Annotated in this window: 14 protein-coding genes; 7 read left to right on the top strand and 7 right to left on the bottom strand. The window is 50.8% G+C overall.

Annotation, left to right across the window (positions count from 1 at the left end):
* Positions 1 to 453, top strand: a complete 453-nt coding sequence (locus ABDW72_RS07160; RefSeq protein WP_347157822.1) for a Crp/Fnr family transcriptional regulator — start codon at positions 1 to 3, stop codon at positions 451 to 453.
* Here ABDW72_RS07160 and ABDW72_RS07165 read toward each other — a convergent pair.
* The 4 genes from ABDW72_RS07165 to ABDW72_RS07180 form a co-directional block, all read right to left on the bottom strand.
* The gene (locus ABDW72_RS07165) at positions 431 to 1,030 is read right to left on the bottom strand and encodes an HD domain-containing protein (RefSeq protein ID WP_347157823.1); all 600 of its coding nucleotides are present in this window, start codon (positions 1,028 to 1,030) and stop codon (positions 431 to 433) included. The genes ABDW72_RS07160 and ABDW72_RS07165 overlap by 23 nt on opposite strands.
* 101 nt (positions 1,031 to 1,131) lie before the next feature.
* The gene (locus tag ABDW72_RS07170) at positions 1,132 to 2,301 is read right to left on the bottom strand and encodes an adenylate/guanylate cyclase domain-containing protein (RefSeq protein ID WP_347157824.1); all 1,170 of its coding nucleotides are present in this window, start codon (positions 2,299 to 2,301) and stop codon (positions 1,132 to 1,134) included.
* A 41-nt stretch (positions 2,302 to 2,342) separates the two neighbouring features.
* Entirely contained in the window at positions 2,343 to 4,553 is a 2,211-nt protein-coding gene (locus tag ABDW72_RS07175; protein ID WP_347157825.1) for a tetratricopeptide repeat protein, read from the bottom strand.
* Between the two features lie 150 nt (positions 4,554 to 4,703).
* The gene (locus ABDW72_RS07180) at positions 4,704 to 8,480 is read right to left on the bottom strand and encodes a S8 family serine peptidase (RefSeq protein ID WP_347157826.1); all 3,777 of its coding nucleotides are present in this window, start codon (positions 8,478 to 8,480) and stop codon (positions 4,704 to 4,706) included.
* Positions 8,481 to 8,711: 231 nt separating this feature from the next.
* Between ABDW72_RS07180 and ABDW72_RS07185 the strand changes: the two genes are divergently transcribed.
* Positions 8,712 to 8,996, top strand: coding sequence for a hypothetical protein (locus ABDW72_RS07185; RefSeq protein ID WP_347157828.1), 285 nt, complete (start codon positions 8,712 to 8,714; stop codon positions 8,994 to 8,996).
* Positions 8,997 to 9,252: 256 nt separating this feature from the next.
* On the opposite strand, the gene ABDW72_RS07190 is transcribed toward ABDW72_RS07185, so the two are convergent.
* Complete coding sequence (locus ABDW72_RS07190; protein WP_347157829.1) at positions 9,253 to 11,103, bottom strand: patatin-like phospholipase family protein; 1,851 nt, start codon at positions 11,101 to 11,103, stop codon at positions 9,253 to 9,255.
* Positions 11,104 to 11,275: 172 nt separating this feature from the next.
* Between ABDW72_RS07190 and ABDW72_RS07195 the strand changes: the two genes are divergently transcribed.
* The 5 genes from ABDW72_RS07195 (at position 11,276) to ABDW72_RS07215 (ending at position 16,383) form a co-directional block, all read left to right on the top strand.
* Positions 11,276 to 11,938 carry a hypothetical protein gene (locus ABDW72_RS07195; protein ID WP_347157830.1) on the top strand — a complete coding sequence of 221 codons (663 nt, stop codon included), beginning with the start codon at positions 11,276 to 11,278 and terminating at the stop codon, positions 11,936 to 11,938.
* Positions 11,939 to 12,069: 131 nt separating this feature from the next.
* Positions 12,070 to 13,608, top strand: coding sequence for a YifB family Mg chelatase-like AAA ATPase (locus ABDW72_RS07200; RefSeq protein ID WP_347157831.1), 1,539 nt, complete (start codon positions 12,070 to 12,072; stop codon positions 13,606 to 13,608).
* Between the two features lie 236 nt (positions 13,609 to 13,844).
* A complete protein-coding gene (locus tag ABDW72_RS07205; protein ID WP_347157832.1) occupies positions 13,845 to 14,432 on the top strand; it encodes a porin family protein in 588 nt (195 codons plus the stop codon).
* A 467-nt stretch (positions 14,433 to 14,899) separates the two neighbouring features.
* Positions 14,900 to 15,565 carry a porin family protein gene (locus ABDW72_RS07210; protein ID WP_347157833.1) on the top strand — a complete coding sequence of 222 codons (666 nt, stop codon included), beginning with the start codon at positions 14,900 to 14,902 and terminating at the stop codon, positions 15,563 to 15,565.
* 164 nt (positions 15,566 to 15,729) lie between these two features.
* On the top strand, positions 15,730 to 16,383 hold the full coding sequence (locus tag ABDW72_RS07215) for a porin family protein (protein WP_347157834.1): 654 nt from the start codon (positions 15,730 to 15,732) through the stop codon (positions 16,381 to 16,383).
* Between the two features lie 57 nt (positions 16,384 to 16,440).
* Here ABDW72_RS07215 and ABDW72_RS07220 read toward each other — a convergent pair whose 3' ends face one another.
* Positions 16,441 to 17,802: a dipeptidase gene (locus ABDW72_RS07220; protein ID WP_347157835.1), complete on the bottom strand. Its 1,362-nt coding sequence runs from the start codon at positions 17,800 to 17,802 to the stop codon at positions 16,441 to 16,443.
* A gap of 92 nt (positions 17,803 to 17,894) precedes the next feature.
* The gene (gene plsY / locus ABDW72_RS07225) at positions 17,895 to 18,539 is read right to left on the bottom strand and encodes a glycerol-3-phosphate 1-O-acyltransferase PlsY (RefSeq protein ID WP_347157836.1); all 645 of its coding nucleotides are present in this window, start codon (positions 18,537 to 18,539) and stop codon (positions 17,895 to 17,897) included.
* Between the last annotated feature and the right edge of the window lie 52 nt (positions 18,540 to 18,591).

Genomic DNA, 18,591 nt, shown 5'->3' on the forward strand with positions numbered 1-18,591 from the left:
ATGCTGCTCATCGAAAAGGTCCTGATGCTACGGTCATCAGGTATATTCAGCGATACTCCCGAAACCGAACTTATTGAACTGGCCGGGGTATTGGAGGAAATTCACCTTGGCCCACAGGTAAAGCTATTCTCCAAAGGAGATGTAGGAGACTCTATGTATATTATTTTTAAGGGCCAGGTGAAAATTCATGATGAGGAGCACACATTTGCCGTGCTCGAGGAGAATGAATTGTTGGGAGAGCTATCGATATTGGACACGGAACCCCGCTCGGCCAGCGCCACTACCCTGGAAGACACGTTGCTGCTAAAACTAGCACAGGAGCCTTTCTATGAGATCCTGATCAACAATGCGGAAGTGTTGAAAGGAATCCTTAAAACATTAAGCCGACGACTGCGGCAGATGGACGCCCGGTTTGTTGCCACCCACCTGCCTACTGCGCTAGACCTACTTTAGTGCGTAAGGCAGCTAGGTGTGCCTGTTTGTTTTTTTCCCGCTTTTGTCGCGAATAAGCAGTGAAGTACTGGTGCTTTTCCAGAAAGAGCACCTGCCGCACGTCCCATTCTTCTTCATCAGCCACCATGCGCAGCGTGTGCAACTCCAGAAAAAGCTGGCGGGCGATTCTGGTAAAATCTTTCCGCCCCAGGTAGTCCAAGTCGGCATCACAGATGGCTTGCTCCAGGTGAGAGCGGGGGCTCTGGGGTATTTTGGTCGCCATGATCAGGCCGCATATCGTTTCAATTTGTTCCGGACCAAAGCCAAAGCCCGGCAACTCCTGCCGGGCGAGTTCACAACCATAGGCTTCGTGGTTCTGGTAGGTGGTTATAAAACCTGCATCGTGGTATAAAGCTGCTACCTTCAGCGTGAGCATGTCATCGGCACACGAAATGCCTTCGGCCAGGGCGATGATCTCCGCCTGCTTCAGCACATCCAGGGTATGATCAAGGCAATGGTAGGTCAGCTGAGGCGGCAGCCCTTTTCGGAGCTTTTGCACCATATGCTGTTGCAGCGTTAGGAACGGAATGGGTGCCATGGTGTTAGATCAAGCGTTTATACTTATACAATTTACCTGTAGCAGCATACCCGCTGCTCTGATCAATACGGCTAACGTTACCTGGGGCAACGGCGCTGTGGCTATATAGCTTGTTCCAGCCTGTTGCCAACGAAGTACATATCTACGTCGCCTTTGTTTTTTGCTGCTACTTTGCCCCGGTACAGACAGCTGAACCAGTTCTTGACCATGTCGAAGGTAGCATCTGAAATGTTGACTTTACCTGCTTCACCACAAGACTCCATCCGGCTGGCAATATTTACCGTGTCGCCCCAGATATCATACGCAAACTTGTTCTGGCCTACAACGCCTGCTACCACCGGCCCGGTATGCACGCCAATGCGCAGTTCCCAGCGCGGCAACCCCAATACAGTACGCCTGTCGTTTGCTTCCTGCATGTACGCCTGAATCTCATTGGCAGCCAGAATGGCATCTACAGCATGTGTCATACTTGGTACCGGAATACCGCCGGCACACATGTAGGCATCGCCAACCGTTTTGATCTTTTCAAGGTTATGCTTTTCCACGATCAGATCAAAGGCTATGAAGAAATCATTCAGCTCAGCTACGAGTTGATGCGGGTCCATCGCTTCCGCAATTCTGGTAAAACCCACAAAGTCGGTAAACATTACGGTGGCGCTTTCATAATAGTGCGGCGTGGCAACACCCTTTTCCTTGAGCTCCCGCGCTACCTCTGCAGGTAAAATGTTAAGCAGCAGTTTCTCTATTTGCTCTTTCTGCAGGTTTACTTCCAGGGTGCGGTCCTGCACTTTCTGCTCCAGGTCTTCGTTCGCCTCCTTCAGCTCCTGGATCAGGTGCTTGTTGGTGCGGCGCAGATGAAACGCCTCAATGGCATTATCCATCGTGATCTTCAGTTCCTCTTTGTCCCAGGGCTTTACAATGTAGCGGTATACTTTGCCTGTGTTGATCGCCTCTATAATAGATTCCATGTCGCTGTAGCCGGTCAGGATCATGCGGATCATGTCTTTGTCTTCGGGCAGGCTCTGCAAAAACTGCACACCCGTCATGCGGGGCATGCGCTGGTCGGTAATCACCAGGCTGACGTCCTTCTCCTTGAGGATCTCCAGGCCTTCTTCCCCGGAAATGGCTGTAAGTACTTTATAATGCCTTCTAAAAGCGGACCTGAAGACAACCAGGTTATCCTCTTCGTCATCGATATAAAGGATAGAAGGTTTTTCATAGACTTCAGCGGGCGCATCCACAGACTGTTCTAAGTTTATACTTTCCATCATACTTAATTATAATTGTTAAATCTTGCGTCTTATGTTACAGGTTAAACAGTGGCCAGGGGCATTGCCTCAGAGGTATTGGTATGCTCCAGCGGTATGCGGATCGTGAATTCGGTGCCTACTCCCGGTTCCGAGGTCACATCGATTTTTCCATGATGCTTTTCGATAATGCCATAGGTAATAGACAGGCCTAGCCCGGTGCCTTCGCCGACATCTTTGGTAGTAAAAAAAGGCTCAAAAATGTGCTTCCTTACTTCTTCGCTCATGCCTGGTCCGGTATCTCTGATCTTGATCACGGCATAATCATCTTCGGTATAGGTTTTAATGGCGATGGTTCCCTCTCCCTGAATGGCTTGCGCCGCATTGTTGAGGATGTTCATGAATACCTGGTTCAGCTGCCCCGGATAGCAGTTGATTTCCTGCAGGTCGCCATAGTTCTTCACGATCTTGATCCTGCCTTTGAGCTGGTTGTTGAGGATAACGAGTGTAGAGTCAAGGCCTTCGTGTATGTCAGCTTTCTTGAGGCTGCTCTCATCCAGGCGCGAGAAGTTCTTCAGGCTTTTCACGATCTCTTTGGTACGGGTAGCGCCGTTCTTTATACTACTTAGCAGCTGCTCCGACTCCTCAATCAGTTCGTCCACTTCCAGCTCTTTTTTAAGCTGCTCCAGCTGCTGTAGCGGGACCCGGTTGTCTGCGTCAGGTTTCAGGGCCAGGTAGCCATTTACTACTTTCATAATGTCGGCAAAATTAGCACGGAGAGAGTCGATGCCAGCCGATACGAAGTTGATGGGGTTGTTGATTTCGTGGGCCACTCCGGCCGTAAGCTGACCAAGCGAGGCCATTTTCTCGGACTGCACCAGCTGTTCCTGCGTGTTAACCAGGTTATGGTAGGTTTGCTCGAGGTGGTCGCGCTGCACGGCTATCTCTTCTTTCTGCGCGTTGATCTCTTCATTTTTATTTTGCAGCAGCTTGTTAGCTTTTGCCTTGTTGCGGTAGTTGAGGAGCAGCACCAGGGCAATGATGATACTCAGCCCCAGCACCGCCAGCAGGGCATTACGCATCACCTGCTCGCGCTGCAGGCTGAGCTGCTGCAGCTTTTTGTCTTTGGTTAGTAAATCGATCTGCCCTTGTTTTTTCTCGCTCTCATAGTTTGCCTGCAGGTTATTTATTTTCTTGTTCGTTTCCGCATTGTACAGGGTATCCTTCAGCGTGAGCAGCTGGTTTTGGTAAGTATAAGCGTTTCGGAAATCCTCCTGCCGGCTGTACGCCTGTGCCAGGCCCGCATAAGCATCTTTGAGCTCATAGTTAGCGCCGAGCTCCCGGGCCACGTTCATGGCTTGCCGGAAGGTAGCCAAGGCTTGTGCGGGTCTTTTCAGGCGCAGCTGCAGGTTGCCGATAAAGTTCAGCGTTTGTGCAAGCTCCAGGTTAGCAGAGGCTGTCGTGGCTATGCGCCGGGCTTTCTGGTGCTGCTCCATGGCTTTATTCAGCTCGCCACGCCGGGTAAATATCTTGCCCACGTTGTTGAGAGTATAGGCTACCTTGTCCTTGTTGCCCGAGGCATCCAGTATGCGGATGGCTTCCTCAAAATAGCCTAAGGCTTTTTTATCTTCGTGCTGCTCCAGGTATATCTCCCCAATGTTTACCATCAGGGTGCCCAGGCTAAGCTGGTCGCCGAGGGCCTTGCTTAGTGGCAGGGCTTTCAGATAGTATGGCAACGCTTTATGAAAGGTGCTGGGATTCTGGTAATACTGAGCGCCAATGTTTATGAGTGCGGTCGAGATGCGCAATTTGTCCCCACTTGCCTCGCCGGCTTTCAGGGCTTTGAGGTAAAACTCTATGGCTTTGGCATCCCAGCCTTGAATAGAGTATACCACGCCCATGTTGTTGAGCATGTTGCTCTCGCCCACCTTATCGCCAAGCCGTTGAAAAATGTTGAGTGACTGCTGCCAGTAGCCTAACACCTGCGGGTAGTTGCCCTCTGCCACATACGCCAGGCCCAGGCTTTTCAGAGCATAGGCCTCTCCGCGGAGGAAGTGCTGCTGCTGCGCTAGCTTGAGCGCTTGTTGGGCATAGGCAATGGCTTTCGCCTTATCCTCGCCGTTATAGGCTTTGCTTAATTCCAGCAGCACGTTTACCCGGGTAGTATCGCGGGTTGTTGCCAGTAATTGCTGCAGACTATCCAGGGTGGTGGCTGCTTGTGCAAAAGCTAATGTTTGCAACAGTAAAGCAAACAATAGCAAGAGTAGCTTTTTCATGATGCCTGTGTTTAATTGTTCCTGTTTTAAAGGTTTCAGAAGTATAACCAGGCGTTATACCTCTGAACGGATCCTGGCGCAGGAGCTCTTCTCAAAGCCACCTACGCCGGGTTTACTTCAGTTCGAATGTTATACTTTACTAATCCCCTGCTAGCGCTTGACAATTCGTGTTTGCTTGGTCACTGCGCCATACGTCATCTGCACCAGGTAAAGGCCCGATGGCAGCCCCTCCATACTGATCTCGTTCGCTGCGTTTTTGGTGAGCTGTTGCTGCCGGAGACACACGCGGCCCAGCACGTCATATACCAGTAAGCTTACTTCCGTATCTGCCACTCCCCTCAGGTCGATGGTCAACGTGTTTTCCACAGGGTTCGGGTATACCCCGATCTCCTGTTCACCCAAGCCCGTGCTGCCAGCCAGGTTACTTGCGGTACTAGCTGACAGTGTTGGACATTGGGTGCTGGTAATTACCCGGTCGACTTTACATCTAGAGGAGGTAGAGCTGGCCGAGGAGGCAATAGAGGTTTTCTTTGTTCCCTGAAAACTCGACAGGTCCCAGGTTAACTTGCTGCCATCAAACTCAACGGAAAACGCGTAGTTCTTGCCCGGCTTGAAAACCGTAGGCTTGCGGGTGTTATTGACAAAGCACAGGGAGCCTTTTCCCGCATAGATCAGGTTGTTATCGCTGCCCTCTGGCAACCCGACTGTCATGGCATTGGGGTTGTTGTAGGAGAAATTTGCAACGTAATATCCGGGCCTGGTGGATAGCTGTACACAATCCAGTGACGGTTTTACAGCCTTTACCCCGGTACCAATCGGGTTAACAAAGAAGTTCCCCGGCGGGCCGTAGCTTACGTCCACGTTGTTAGACAGCAGCGAGGCCGGAGACCACAGGTAAGCTCCCAAAGTATAGCCGGTAATTAAGTTGATCGAATAAATATTAGACAGAACCTCATCTGTAGCATCCAGAATAAAAATGCTTTGAGCATTGTTGTTTTCCCCTACGGTATTGCTGTTCATTACCCTAGTGCTATTAATAATCCGGGTGCCGTTGATGATGCGGGAAGAATTCATGATCTTAGCCGCATTCATCAGGAACGTGCTGTTGATGATGCGCGAAGCATTTATGTCTGCACTAGCCAGTTCATTAAGCAGGCTGCTGCTTATGTTCATAATTCGGGTACCGTTCAGAATGCGGGTACTATTGGCTTCTGCCGCGGCACTGATCAGGAAGCTCCTGTTCTGGATGGCATTGAGCTGCAGCAGCTCGCTTTCTGTTACCAGTGCTACTTTGTTTGTCTGTAATGCCAGGTGCTCCCGAAGCAGGTTATCGCGAATCAGCTGAATCCGGTCAGCAGTGTTGTTGATGGGCGTCGGGAAAGTATAAGTATAGGTAAAGCCCTGGATAGGCGCTCCTTCCGTAATGGCCACATCATTCGCTTGGACGAGCACCGGAATTTTTTCGATAAGGAGTGTGCCCGGCTCATACACAAACTCATAAGCATCGGTGTTTGCAAGTATGGGTCTGGTGAGGTCTGTTTCGATAATAGAAGGAGTAATCGTATAGGCGCCAACATCGCTGATATCGGTTGCCAGCGTTGTAAAGCGAATATCATTCTTCGTCAGACCGGCCGGGGCATTGGTGAGTGTGGCTGTAAAAGTAGGCATGCTGTCGCCGTAACGCTTGCTGGTGTTGTTGGCTTTGATCGTGATAACCGTTTTAGGATACAAGTATAAGGTATTGGAATAACCGCCATCTTTCCCGCTGCTGCTGATTGGTGGACTGTATACCCGGATGGCAGGGTTGCCGGTAATAGCTGGCAGTACTGCCTGCAGCTGCGTTTCGCTCACAGTTGCAGGAGTAATTTTGGTATCGCCTATGTAAAGGGAAGAGCCACTTTTGAAATAATGGCCAGTGATGACAACAGGCTTGCCAGCTACTATACCTTCTGGCGTGGTCAGGCATACAGCGATAGGAGTAGGTGTGGCAAAGGTGGAGATAGCCACGTCAGGTCGTAGAAAGCCATAGCCGGTTGCATTGTCCTGTCCCGGGCTGCCCATATCCAAGGCAGTGGAGCGCAGCAGGTGCCGCACTGCAGCAGGTGTCAGGTTCGTGCCCTCAAACTTTTTAGCTGCCCCAATCAGCAGCGCAGCAGCGGCAGCGGCATGGGGTGCAGCGGCAGAGGTGCCGAAGAAATTAGGATAACTGTCTCCGTCGATATTCTGCCCACCCAGCGGCACGGTAGTATTGCCGCCGTTTGGTGCCGTAAAATCAGGCTTCTCGCGGGTGATGTTCACGGCGCCGTTGGTGGCATCCCGCAGAATAGGCGTACCTCCCCTGGAAGAGAAAGACGCGATGGTAGGTGGCGCGACGCCATAAGCAGGTGTATTCTGATACAGCACGGCTCCAATGGCAATCGCTCCTGCCGCATTGGCATGGCCGGTAATGGTGGCGGTGCCGCTGCGGTACTCGGCTATGCCCGCACTGCCGCGGAAGATGATATACTTAAATACAAGGCTGGGATCGATAACGGTCGTGCTTGCATTGACAACCATAATGTTAGCAACAGCACCCCCGGCAGACACGTTAAAGGCCATGCCCTCAAAAGGATAGGTACTCTTGCGGTTATACCCGATAATGATGTTGTCGTTGTCATCGGTCAGGTAGAAGTCCAGGTCCTGCTCTGTGTTGCTGGACCACTCCATCCCCAAAGAATAGGTGCCCTCCGGCAAGAAGAGGCGTTGCTTATAGTCTCCGCCCCTAAAGTTATGCACATTGCGGCCGTCCGGCAGCACAAGCGGTGTATAGGTGCCCTGGTAAGAGCGGTCTCCGAAGTTGCCCGCTGCCGAAAAGTAGGTAACGCCCTGGGCTACTACTTCATCCACGGCCTGCGCCACCACCCCATCCTGAAAATAGGAATCGGAGCTGTAGGTGATGTCATCCACAATAATGTTGCAGCCTGCCGCCTTTAGCTCCCGGATTCCCTGGGCCAGGTCAATGGGACCATCGAAGCCGGTGCGGAAAGCCAGCGCCGCTTTCGGGGCCACATCGTGGATGATCTGCAGTATGGCCCGGCCTTCGTCGGAGCCCAAGCCAGAGCGGGAGGGCAGGTCTTTGAGCACCTGTACCGGCAGTGGGTTCAGTTGATTCCCTACGCCCGGTAGGTCGCCCTGCAGCACATCCCGTAGCGCCTCATTGTTGGGCCGGGCATTATAGCTATCAGATAGTACACCAATTTTAATGCCTTCGCCCTGCACGCCAAAGGCGGTGCGAGTAAGGTCGGTGCGCTGTGCTTTATCGCCCTGGCTGGTGACAGCACCACCATTTGCTAAAGGCGTAAAGACTGGCATAGCCAGGTTCAGGTTTGCCAGGCTGTTTAAGTTATTTAATTCGCTAACAGGCAACCAACCTGTAATTTGCAGGCCGGATACTTTGGCTTGTCTGAATCCTTTGCTGCTTAGGTCGGTGAGTAAAGCGTCTGTTCTGTTGTCAACAGCTATTAGCCGGATAAATACATACTGTATGCCTCCTGTGGTTTCTAGTTGGTATACGTTATCTGTATTAATGGCCCCGGAACCTGGCAAAATGGTTAACTCAGAGCCTATTTTGGTGTTGGTTTTTATAGGAGAACTGATGACAGGAGTAATGTTGCCCCCAGTAGTACAGGCTGTCGTGCTGCCATTCGCTGTGACAGATCTAGGCTTGCCGCTAGGCCCTGTAACGGTCCAGGTCAGCTCCGGACAGTCATACTGCACGGTAAAAGCCGAAAACACCCTGCCTGGTTTAAAGGTTTTATCGTTTCCGTTAACTTTTGCGCCGGCGCAGGAAAGAGTGCTGTTTTCAGGCGGTATTGTCACATCTGTTTTGCTCGGGTTATTGTAGCCAAATACCGCCTCATACTTACCTTCTGCTGGTAACCACCGCACACATTCTACCATTGGAATAATCTCTGTTTCCGTTTGAGAAAAAGCCTCAAGCGGAAGCAAACTCCAGCACAGGAGCAGGAAACACAAGCGATAGCTGGTAGTGCCAGGCCGGGCACCGGGGGAAGGCCTTTCTGAGCTTTGGGCTGCAGCAGTAAAAAAGAATGTCATATCCGTCGGGATTGTAGTACGGGAATACAATGTATAATCACCAAATATCAATAACAGCGCAAAATGGCTGCTTTAAGGCAGGCAGAGATCATTTTCAAGAGGGTAGCGGAAAATGATGGTAGCGGAAACAGAATGACGCAGGTGATGCCTTGTACAGGTAAGATAGACAACATTTCAGCGCTGTTTACCCCTGCATGGATATGCTTCAGGTGGCTCTTAAAGGAGAACCCCTATACCTTCTTATTTCCGGTACAGGCTTGTGGTGGGAGGCAACAACTGCTCAACAACGCAAACGGCAAACAGAACGCAGTTGTAGTAATCGTAAGATTATATTTAAAAGCAAAATAGCTCTATATTTTATGACTTACGGAAGGTAGTTTATTTAAAGGACAAAGTATTCATCAACGTGTTATATTTAGTTAGCTAGCACAATATATTAGGTAGCAGTAATATATGTCGAGTTAAAAGTATTGGTTGGTCGTATGTACAGCAGTTACCATATAAAGCTATTATGTGAATTACCCATACTTCTTGTTCTCACTTAATATGCAGCCTCTTTAGAGGAGCCGGGCTACGGTAAACATTTCTGCTGGCATCCGAAAGCTTATTTGGCGGTAAGTTTGTGCAGTGGGGCTTCTTGCAGAAACGCGCTTCCATACTCATAGCCTGTCGCCACAATCTTGTCATAGTTGTTGAGAGCCAGGAGGCTAAAGTTGCCCACTGGTGGCGTCATGAAAAGGTCCAGGTCATCTATTTGCTGCCGCTGGTGCACGATACTAGGCAGCGTGGTAGACTTTAAGATGATGGCTGATATACTTGGGCTTTTGTAGCGCCGCAGAAAAGGCAGGAAGCGGGAGAAGAACAGGTGCCAGCCACCCGGTAAAGTGGTATAGTCGAGTTCGTACGCTTTGTCTATAAGTAAATTGATGCCGATAAGTTTGCCACCATAATGTTCTTTCATCACATCTACCGGAAAATTGTTAAAAGTACCTCCATCTACCAGCAGGTCGTTGCCTTTTACCATCGGGGGCAGTACGCCAGGGATAGAGGCCGAAGCCGCCACCGCTTTCCAGAGTAGTCCCTCCTCGTGTATGACCATCTCAGACAAAGTATAATTGCTGGAGATGCAGAAGAAGTTCAGCCACAGATCTTCGATGTACTGGTCGCGGAAGTATTTTTTTAAAGTCTGCTGAAACTTGTGTCCTTTTAGGAGCGAGAGTACCGGAAGGGTATAATCGTTGAGGGGTTTATCAGTAACAATGGCACTTTTAACTTTACTCCTGAGCTGCTCTGCATCCCACTCGTGCGCAATGCCAGCCGCAATAATGGCCCCCATACTTGTGCCACATACCATATCAACAGGTACGCCGGCTTCCTGCAGGGCACGGTATATACCAATATGCGCAAAGCCTTTAGCCCCGCCGCCACCCAGCACCAACCCTATACCGCGGTTCAGGAGCATGCGGGCCAGGCGGCTGAGATGCCGCCCATCGTTCTGCCTGATATTGTAATGACGGTTTACTGACCGCAATGCCAGTAGCTGGCGCGACAGTGAAGGCTGCTCCGTTGCCTCGGGGTAGAGAAAGACCTGCTCCCTTTGTAGGGCATGATGGTCGTTGTCGTGGAACACGGTGTTTTCGATAGCAGAAAGCGTAATCGACTCGGATGCCTGGCTGATGATAATGATCTTGTCGGCGTGGCGCAGGCACTGCTGTGTCCAATATGAGTTTATGGCTTCTGCCTCATACACCACCAACTCCTGCTCCAGTTCCTGCTCAGCCAGCCAGTTGCCTAGCGCTAAGGAGATAGGTGCGTTCCTGTCTGCTTTCGTTTTGAACTCCTCAGGCAGCAAACCTGCATGTAAGTGTCGGAATGGCCCCTGCCGACGCAGTTCAGCTACTAGTTGATGGATAAACACGTTGATTTCGGGACTATTGGTGGCGGGCACCAGGGCAATATTGCTGAGCTTAGCAGGTGCCGCAGCATGGTGCATCGTATAGTTCAGGCGATTGATAACCATACGCGACAGGCTCAGCACCACCTGCGGGTGCAGGCTTATGAGCGTATCAAAGTCAGACTTTAGCAACTGCACCAGCGTACAGTCGCGCGCTGCCTGAATGGTAGCCGTGCGTGGCTCGCCAGTCATCAGCGCCATCTCGCCCACACACTCGCCCTGCGATACTTCGCCTACTTGGCGCTCATGGGGCGTGTCGGCGCCAATCAGCGCTTTCAGCCGCCCTGATACTAACAAGTATAAACTATCACCTGCATCTCCTTCGCGGCACAACACCTCGCCCCGCTTTAGCGACCGCCATCTGAATTTCTGAAGCAGATCATCGAGTACGTGCTCCTCCAGGTTAGGGAACAGGTGGGCCAGGTTCTTCTTTACCCAGGCATAACTCAACACGTTATTGGGGCTATGTTTGTGCGGAGCGGCAATGTTGTGAGCATCCATGTAAATCGATTAAGACGAAAAGGGACTTTACTAAATTATATTTTTTAGGAAAATGATATAAATATAATCCGTAGTATAGTTTTTTTAGTTAGTAGAGTTATAGTGCAAGCGGGTGGATACAAAGTTGGTGCTAACCCACTAACAGTTTGCACTGCCTTTACGTTATGGCAGTATGAGATATCCTTTATACTTGCTATTGGTACTGCCCCTGGTTGCCTGTCAGCCGCAACATGATACAAGCAACCAGACAGAACGCAATACGGCCCCTGCCGGAGATACAACTGCCTCAACAGTGCCGGCTACACCGGCGCAACCCACTGCACCTGATTCTGCTTTTCTGATCATACCAGGCGAAAGCATTGGCCAGGTTCACCTCAACATGACGGCGGAGGAACTAAACCAGGCCTTGGGCAAACCTGACAGCGGTGACGCGGCCATGGGCAAGGCGCTCTCGTTCTGGGTCAGCAGAAAAAGCAATCCTCGGGAGTATGTAGCGGTTTACACCGTAAACAACTTCGACGGCACCGGCAGTCCGGCCAAAGTGCAGCAGGTGCAGGTTACCTCGCCTGCGTTCCAGACATCCGAAGGCATCAGCACGGGGGTGGCCCTGGCGCGAATCCGGGAGGCATTTAGCCCGCTGCAGCCGCTGGCCTACTATACTAACGATCAAAAGCAGCAGGTATACATTTACGATAACCAGGCGCAGGGCATTGCCTTTGAGGTAACGGTGCCCGATAGCACCTGCACCGCCATCACGGTGCACCAGAAAGGAGAGGATGTGACGCAGTCGTACCTGCCGGTGCACCCTGACTTGACGCGCCTGGGGAAACGTTAACGCATACTTGTCGGCTGCTTTGCAAGCCGCACTCCTGGTTAGTGCTTTTGGAAGCAACACGGAATTAATTGAACTAAAACCTTGTTCCGGCTCCACAAGTGTGTAAATTTTATACTTCCAACTGAAAACAAATGCTTATCAAAACCTTTGGCAGCGCCGTGCAAGGTGTAAACGCCTATACTATTACTATAGAAGTAAACGTGTCGGCGGGCACCAAATACTTTCTGGTTGGCCTTCCTGACAATGCTGTAAAAGAAGGAGAGCAGCGCATCGAGTCGGCATTAAAAGAGTATGGCTACAAAATGCCCCGCCAGAAAGTGGTGATCAACATGGCACCTGCTGATATCCGCAAAGAAGGTTCTGCCTACGATCTGACCATTGCCATGGGTATTCTCGCAGCTTCGGGCCAGATGCAGACCGACAAAATACCGGATTACATGATCATGGGCGAGTTGTCGCTGGATGGCTCGCTGCGGCCGATAAAAGGCGTGCTGCCCATTGCCATACAAGCCCGCAAAGAAGGTTTCAAAGGTTTTATACTTCCCATACAGAATGCACAAGAGGCCGCCATTGTGAATAACCTGGAAGTGATAGGCGTGCAGCACATACAGGAAGCCATCGAGTTTCTGGATGGAAAGCGTGAGATTGCGCCCCTAACGGTGGATACGCGCGATATTTTTATGAACAGTGTAGACCAGTATGCCGCTGACTTTGCTGATGTGCAGGGCCAGGAAAACATTAAGCGCGCCTTGGAGATTGCAGCCGCAGGTGGGCACAACCTAATTATGATCGGTCCGCCGGGAGCCGGCAAAACGATGCTGGCCAAGCGCCTGCCGTCTATTCTGCCGCCGCTCTCGATGCAGGAAGCACTGGAGACAACCAAGATACATTCCGTGGCCGGTAAGTTGGGAGAGGCGGCCTCGCTGCTTTCCACCCGGCCGTACCGCGCCCCGCATCATACTATCTCAGACGTGGCGCTGGTAGGCGGCGGAGGCAACCCGCAGCCAGGTGAGATCTCCCTGTCGCACAACGGTGTGCTTTTTCTGGATGAGTTGCCGGAGTTTAAGCGCACCGTGCTGGAGGTGATGCGCCAGCCCCTGGAAGAGCGCCGTGTTACCATCTCGCGCGCGAAATCGTCTATCGACTTTCCGGCTAACTTTATGCTGGTAGCCAGCATGAACCCGTGCCCTTGTGGCTATTACAACGACCCGAACAAGGAATGTGTCTGCGGCCCCGGCGTGGTGCAGCGTTACCTGAACAAAGTAAGTGGCCCGCTGCTGGACCGCATCGACCTACATGTAGAGGTTACGCCGGTTACGTTTGATGAGATGACAGGCGCCCGCAAAGGCGAGGACAGCCGTTCGGTTCGGGAGCGGGTGGTGCAGGCGCGGGAAGTGCAGTCGGAGCGCTTCAAAAGTTATCCCGATATCCACTCCAATGCTATGATGCCCTCGCAGATGGTAAAGGATATTTGCCAGATAAATGACGCCGGCCGTACGCTGCTGAAGACTGCCATGGAGCGCCTCGGCCTCTCGGCCCGCGCCTACGACCGCATCCTGAAAGTGAGCCGCACCATTGCCGACCTCGCCGGAAGTAATGCAATAAAGATCGAGCACATAGCAGAAGCAATTCAGTACCGCAGCCTGGACCGGGAAGGGTGGGCTGGGTAGTATAACCGGCCATAAGTAGTAATTTAGCCTAAATTTAATAAAGCGACAGTCCAAAAGTTGTCGCTTTTTATTTGCCTAGAAGTCAGGAGATTGTCTTTGCATCAGCTTTGTAGTCGTAAAAAACAGTGCAATTCTTTTATACTTTGATAAGGACCTTTCGTATTACCCCTAAAAATAGCAGCTGCCTTTAAATTTTAGCTGCCCGGGCGCAAGCCCTTCACTTAAAATGACAACCTATGAAAAAGATTTTTTTATTATTCGTTATGGCCTTGGGAACCACAGTGGCTGCACAGGCCCAAATGCAGGCACCCCGATTTGGTGTAAAAGCAGGTGCTAACTACTCCGGTTTTACCGGCGATAAAGGCATTGCCAAAGACAGGCTCTGGGGATTTCATGCAGGCGTAACGGCGCAGTTTCCGTTAACCAGCGATAACTTCTTTGCCATTCAGCCGGAAGTGCTTTACTCACAAAAAGGTGCCGAATCCAAAAACGACAGCTACAAGGTAAAGGTGAGTTATATTGATGTGCCCGTGCTAGCGCACGTTAATGCCGGCCCGTTATACTTTGAGGCGGGTCCGCAAGTGTCGTTTCGGGTAGCCGGTGAAATTGAAAATAACGGTACAACCCTGGTAGATGACCTGGACATGTATAAGCACACGAGCTTTGGATATGCCGCAGGTATAGGCCTGGCTACACCGCTTGGCGTAAGTGTGGGCGTGCGTTATAATGGTGATTTCTCGCAACTGAACGATAACGACAACGCAGCAAGCTACAAGAACAGCGTATTTATGCTTTCACTAGGCTATACGCTGCCTGCCAGATAGGGCTCCTTTCTGAATACAGAATAAACTATAGCAAAAAGCCCGGCTAATACCGGGCTTTTTGTATACCTGCCACTGTTGCCCTCGTAGAAGAGAAAGAGCTAAGTATAAGTACTATTTTATAAACATCAGATAACCTTTAAAAGCGTAGCGGAGAAGTCTCTTTTATCCGGTGGCCTGCTTGTTGCCCAGGTAACGATACAAATGCTGTTGCCAACGTATATATACCAGCCATGCAGTTGCAACGCTATCCTGTACATATTTAGAGTGCCTATATAGCTGATTAATATATTTTGGCCCGCTTGTTGCATATTGGTTCTTTGCATGCATGCGAAAACTGTTATTAAAAACTTTTAGAAAAGAATGCCTGATTAACTGTGATGAAAGCGTAAGTATTTAATGCAAAATTTTAACTAGTTTATTAATCTGTATACTGCTCTAAGAGCATATACATCAACCATGAGAAAATTATGAAAAAGCTATTATTCTTATTTACACTGGTGCTAGGCACCTTTACGGCCGCACAGGCGCAATCTGGGTTTGGTGTAAGAGTAGGGGGGAACCTTTCTAATCTTTCCGGCGATTTAAAAGACGAGAGCCAGTTTGATAACAAACTCGGTTTTCATGCCGGTGTTACGTACAACTTTGCTATTGTTGATGACTTCTTTGGCATTCAGCCGGAGCTGCTTTATTCGCAGAAAGGCTTTAAGAACAGCAACGAGGATTTTGATGTGCTGGGACAAACCTATCGCCGCGAAGGCAAGGTAAACTACAACTACATCGACCTGCCAGTGCTGCTACATATCAAAGCTGGTCCTATTTACTTTGAAGGCGGCCCACAGGCGTCGTACCTGTTAAGCCTGAACAATACGACCAAAACATACATCAACGACCAACTCCAGAGCTCAACTGTGGACTCAAAGAGCACGGATGGCATGCGAAAGTTTGAACTTGGCTATGCTGCAGGTGTAGGCTTTACAACAGGCGTGGTTAGCTTAGGCGTTCGCTATAACGGTGGTTTTAGCGACTTCCTGAAAAAAGATGTGGATTACGGCGACTATGGGGATGACCTGAGAAATGCCCGCCACTCTGTTATCATGCTGACACTGGGCTTCACCATTCCTTCCGGCGAATAAAAACCAACAGGTGCTCTTTAGCACTACTTTATGAAGCCGGCCCTGCTCCTGTAGCAGGGCCGGCTTTTTTATACCCATCATCGAAACCAACTAAACCGCACCGCAACCAGTAAAGTAAAGCAGGTAGCACTGTAACTGCTTTACTTTATCTAGCTATACTCCTCATGAAAAGAACCTGGCTCCTAATCCTCTTTATACTTGCACCTTTATTGGCTGTGCAGGCACAGTTCCTGCGGATTGGTGCTCAAGCCGGTGGCGGTTTCTCTAAAGCCACAGGCGATGCTTCCGGTGATATGAATCACCTGGCCGGCTTCACAGCTGGCTTTCTCTTTAACTATGATTTTGTATCGGCGCTGGAACTGCAGGCGGAGCTAAATTATACGCAAAAGGGATTCACTTATGAAGAGCACACGATCAGCCCAAGTGCATATGTAGCGGGTGATATACGGCTGCATTATGTAGATGTGCCAGTGTTGCTGCGGGTGCACAAACGAGGGCTTTTTGCGGAGGCAGGCCCATACCTGGGCTATTTAGTTAACGAAGACAGCCACACGAACAGGATCAGCAGCCAGGCTGGCAGCGGGACCTCACCGGTGGTGCTTGGCCCGCAGGAGTATACCCTCAACGACTATAACCGCTGGGATTATGGGTATGTCGTTGGCCTCGGCTTTATGATGGACAATGGCTTCTTTGTAAGCTTCCGCAACACCGGTGGTCTCCGGTCTTTCTCTACTATACTGGATCAGAAAAATACGATGTGGCAACTTAGCGTTGGTTATCTGCGGCCGTCGCGCACGAAAGCCAACCTGATGCGTTAATAAAAAGCCTCCTGAACACGTGTTCAGGAGGCTTTTTGTTTGATGGTTATACGTATCTTATTTGCTCATCTCGGCAAAGTACTTGTAAAACAGCGGGATGGTTTCGATGCCTTTCATGAAGTTGAATATCCCAAAATGCTCGTTTGGCGAATGTATTGCGTCTGAATCCAAACCAAAGCCCATCAGTATCGAACTCAGCCCCAGCTCTGATTTGAACATAGCTACAATCGGGATGGAGCCACCGCTGCGCACCGGAACCGGCTTCACGCCAAAGGTTTCCTCGTAAGCCCTGGAAGCCGCCTGGTAAGCGACCGAATCAGTTGGCGTTACTACGGGCTCGCCGCCATGATGCGGCCGCACCTCTACCTTTACACCGGCAGGGGCTATACTTTCAAAATGCTTCTTAAACTTCTCCGTAATCTCATCGGCTGTCTGATGCGGTACCAGGCGCATGGAGATCTTGGCAAAGGCTTTGGAGGGGATAACGGTTTTGGCGCCTTCGCCGGTATAGCCGCCCCAGATGCCGTTTACGTCCAGTGTCGGGCGGATGGCGTTTCGCTCCATTGTCACGTAGCCCTTTTCACCTGCTACATCGCTTAGGTCCAAGGCCTTTTTATACTTGTCCAGGTCGAAGGGAGCACGTGCCATCTCGGCCCGCTCTTCCTGGCTCAGTTCCTGCACGTTGTCGTAAAAGCCGGGAATGGTTATGTGGTTGTTCTCGTCGTGTAGCGATGCGATCATCTGGCACAAAACGTTGATCGGGTTCGCCACTGCACCACCGTATAAGCCCGAGTGCAGGTCACGGTTCGGGCCGGTTACCACTACTTCCACGTAGCTCAGGCCACGCAGGCCGGTGGTTATCGAAGGCGTGTTGTTGCCCAGCATACCTGTATCAGATATCAGGATCACATCGCCCTGCAGCCGCTCCTTGTTCTCCTTCACAAAAGTGCCCAGGTTTACAGAGCCTACTTCCTCCTCGCCCTCGATCATGAACCGCACGTTGCAGGCCAGCGTGTTGGTACGCATCATGGTTTCGAAGGCTTTGATGTGCATGTACATCTGGCCCTTGTCGTCGCAGGCACCGCGGGCATAAATATTACCGTCTTTAATCACCGGCTCAAACGGAGGCGAATTCCAGAGCTCGTAGGGATCGGCTGGCTGCACATCGTAATGGCCGTACACCAACACGGTTGGCAGGCCTGGATCTACCATTTTTTCGCCATACACCACCGGGTTACCAGCTGTTTGCACCAGTTCTACATTGTCCGCACCGGCTTCTTTCAGCTTTTGCTTCACAAATTCGGCTGTGCGGAGCACATCGGGCTTAAACTTCTGATCGGCGCTAACAGACGGAATGCGGAGCATGTCGAGCAGCTCGTTCAGAAAGCGGTCTTTGTTTTCGGAGATATAGTTGTTCATGGTTTCAGAAATGGATTTGGGCTAATTTACAAAAAAAAGCCACCCTTGCTTTGCAGGATGGCTTTTTTAGCGCTAGCCGGTAGCGGTATACTTTATCGTTTGCGGCCGAGGTGGATGTTAGCCTTACTTTCTTCGCCTTGGATTAGCCGGTTGATGTTTTTGCGGTGAGTGAGCACCACAACGGCAAAAATAACAAAGCCAAAAATGATCAGGATGGGATTATCTGGATGGAAGCGTGGCAGCAGGAGCAGGATCGGGAAAGCCAGTGCCGCCAACATCGAGCCCAGCGATACATACTTGGAGGTGAGAAGTACCACCACAAAAATAAGGATGCACATCAGGGCTACCAATGGCTGAATGGCCAGGACCATTCCCAGTAGCGTAGCCACCCCTTTGCCGCCTTTAAAGCGCTCGTATACCGGGAAAATATGCCCTACCACCGCCAACGCACCTAAAAGCAGCTGAAATACGACCAGTTGCTCGGCAGGTATGGCATGGAAGATGATCAGCAGGCCAGCCAGCGATGTAGCCAGCCACCCTTTAAAAATATCGATCAGCATTACGGCCGTACCCGGCTTTTTGCCCAGCACCCGAAAGGTGTTGGTGGCGCCGGAGTTGCCGCTGCCGTGCTGCCGGATGTCAATGCCATAATAGGCTTTGCCTACCCACACCGCCGTACACACAGAACCAATCAGGTAAGCGGCCACACATAGTATAGCTATCAGAAATATGTCCATAAATAGTTGTTTTTTCTCAACCCCGGCTTTGCCAAAAGCTTTTTCTGGCAGC

The organism is Pontibacter chitinilyticus (genome assembly GCF_039748935.1).
Lineage (GTDB): Bacteria > Bacteroidota > Bacteroidia > Cytophagales > Hymenobacteraceae > Pontibacter > Pontibacter chitinilyticus.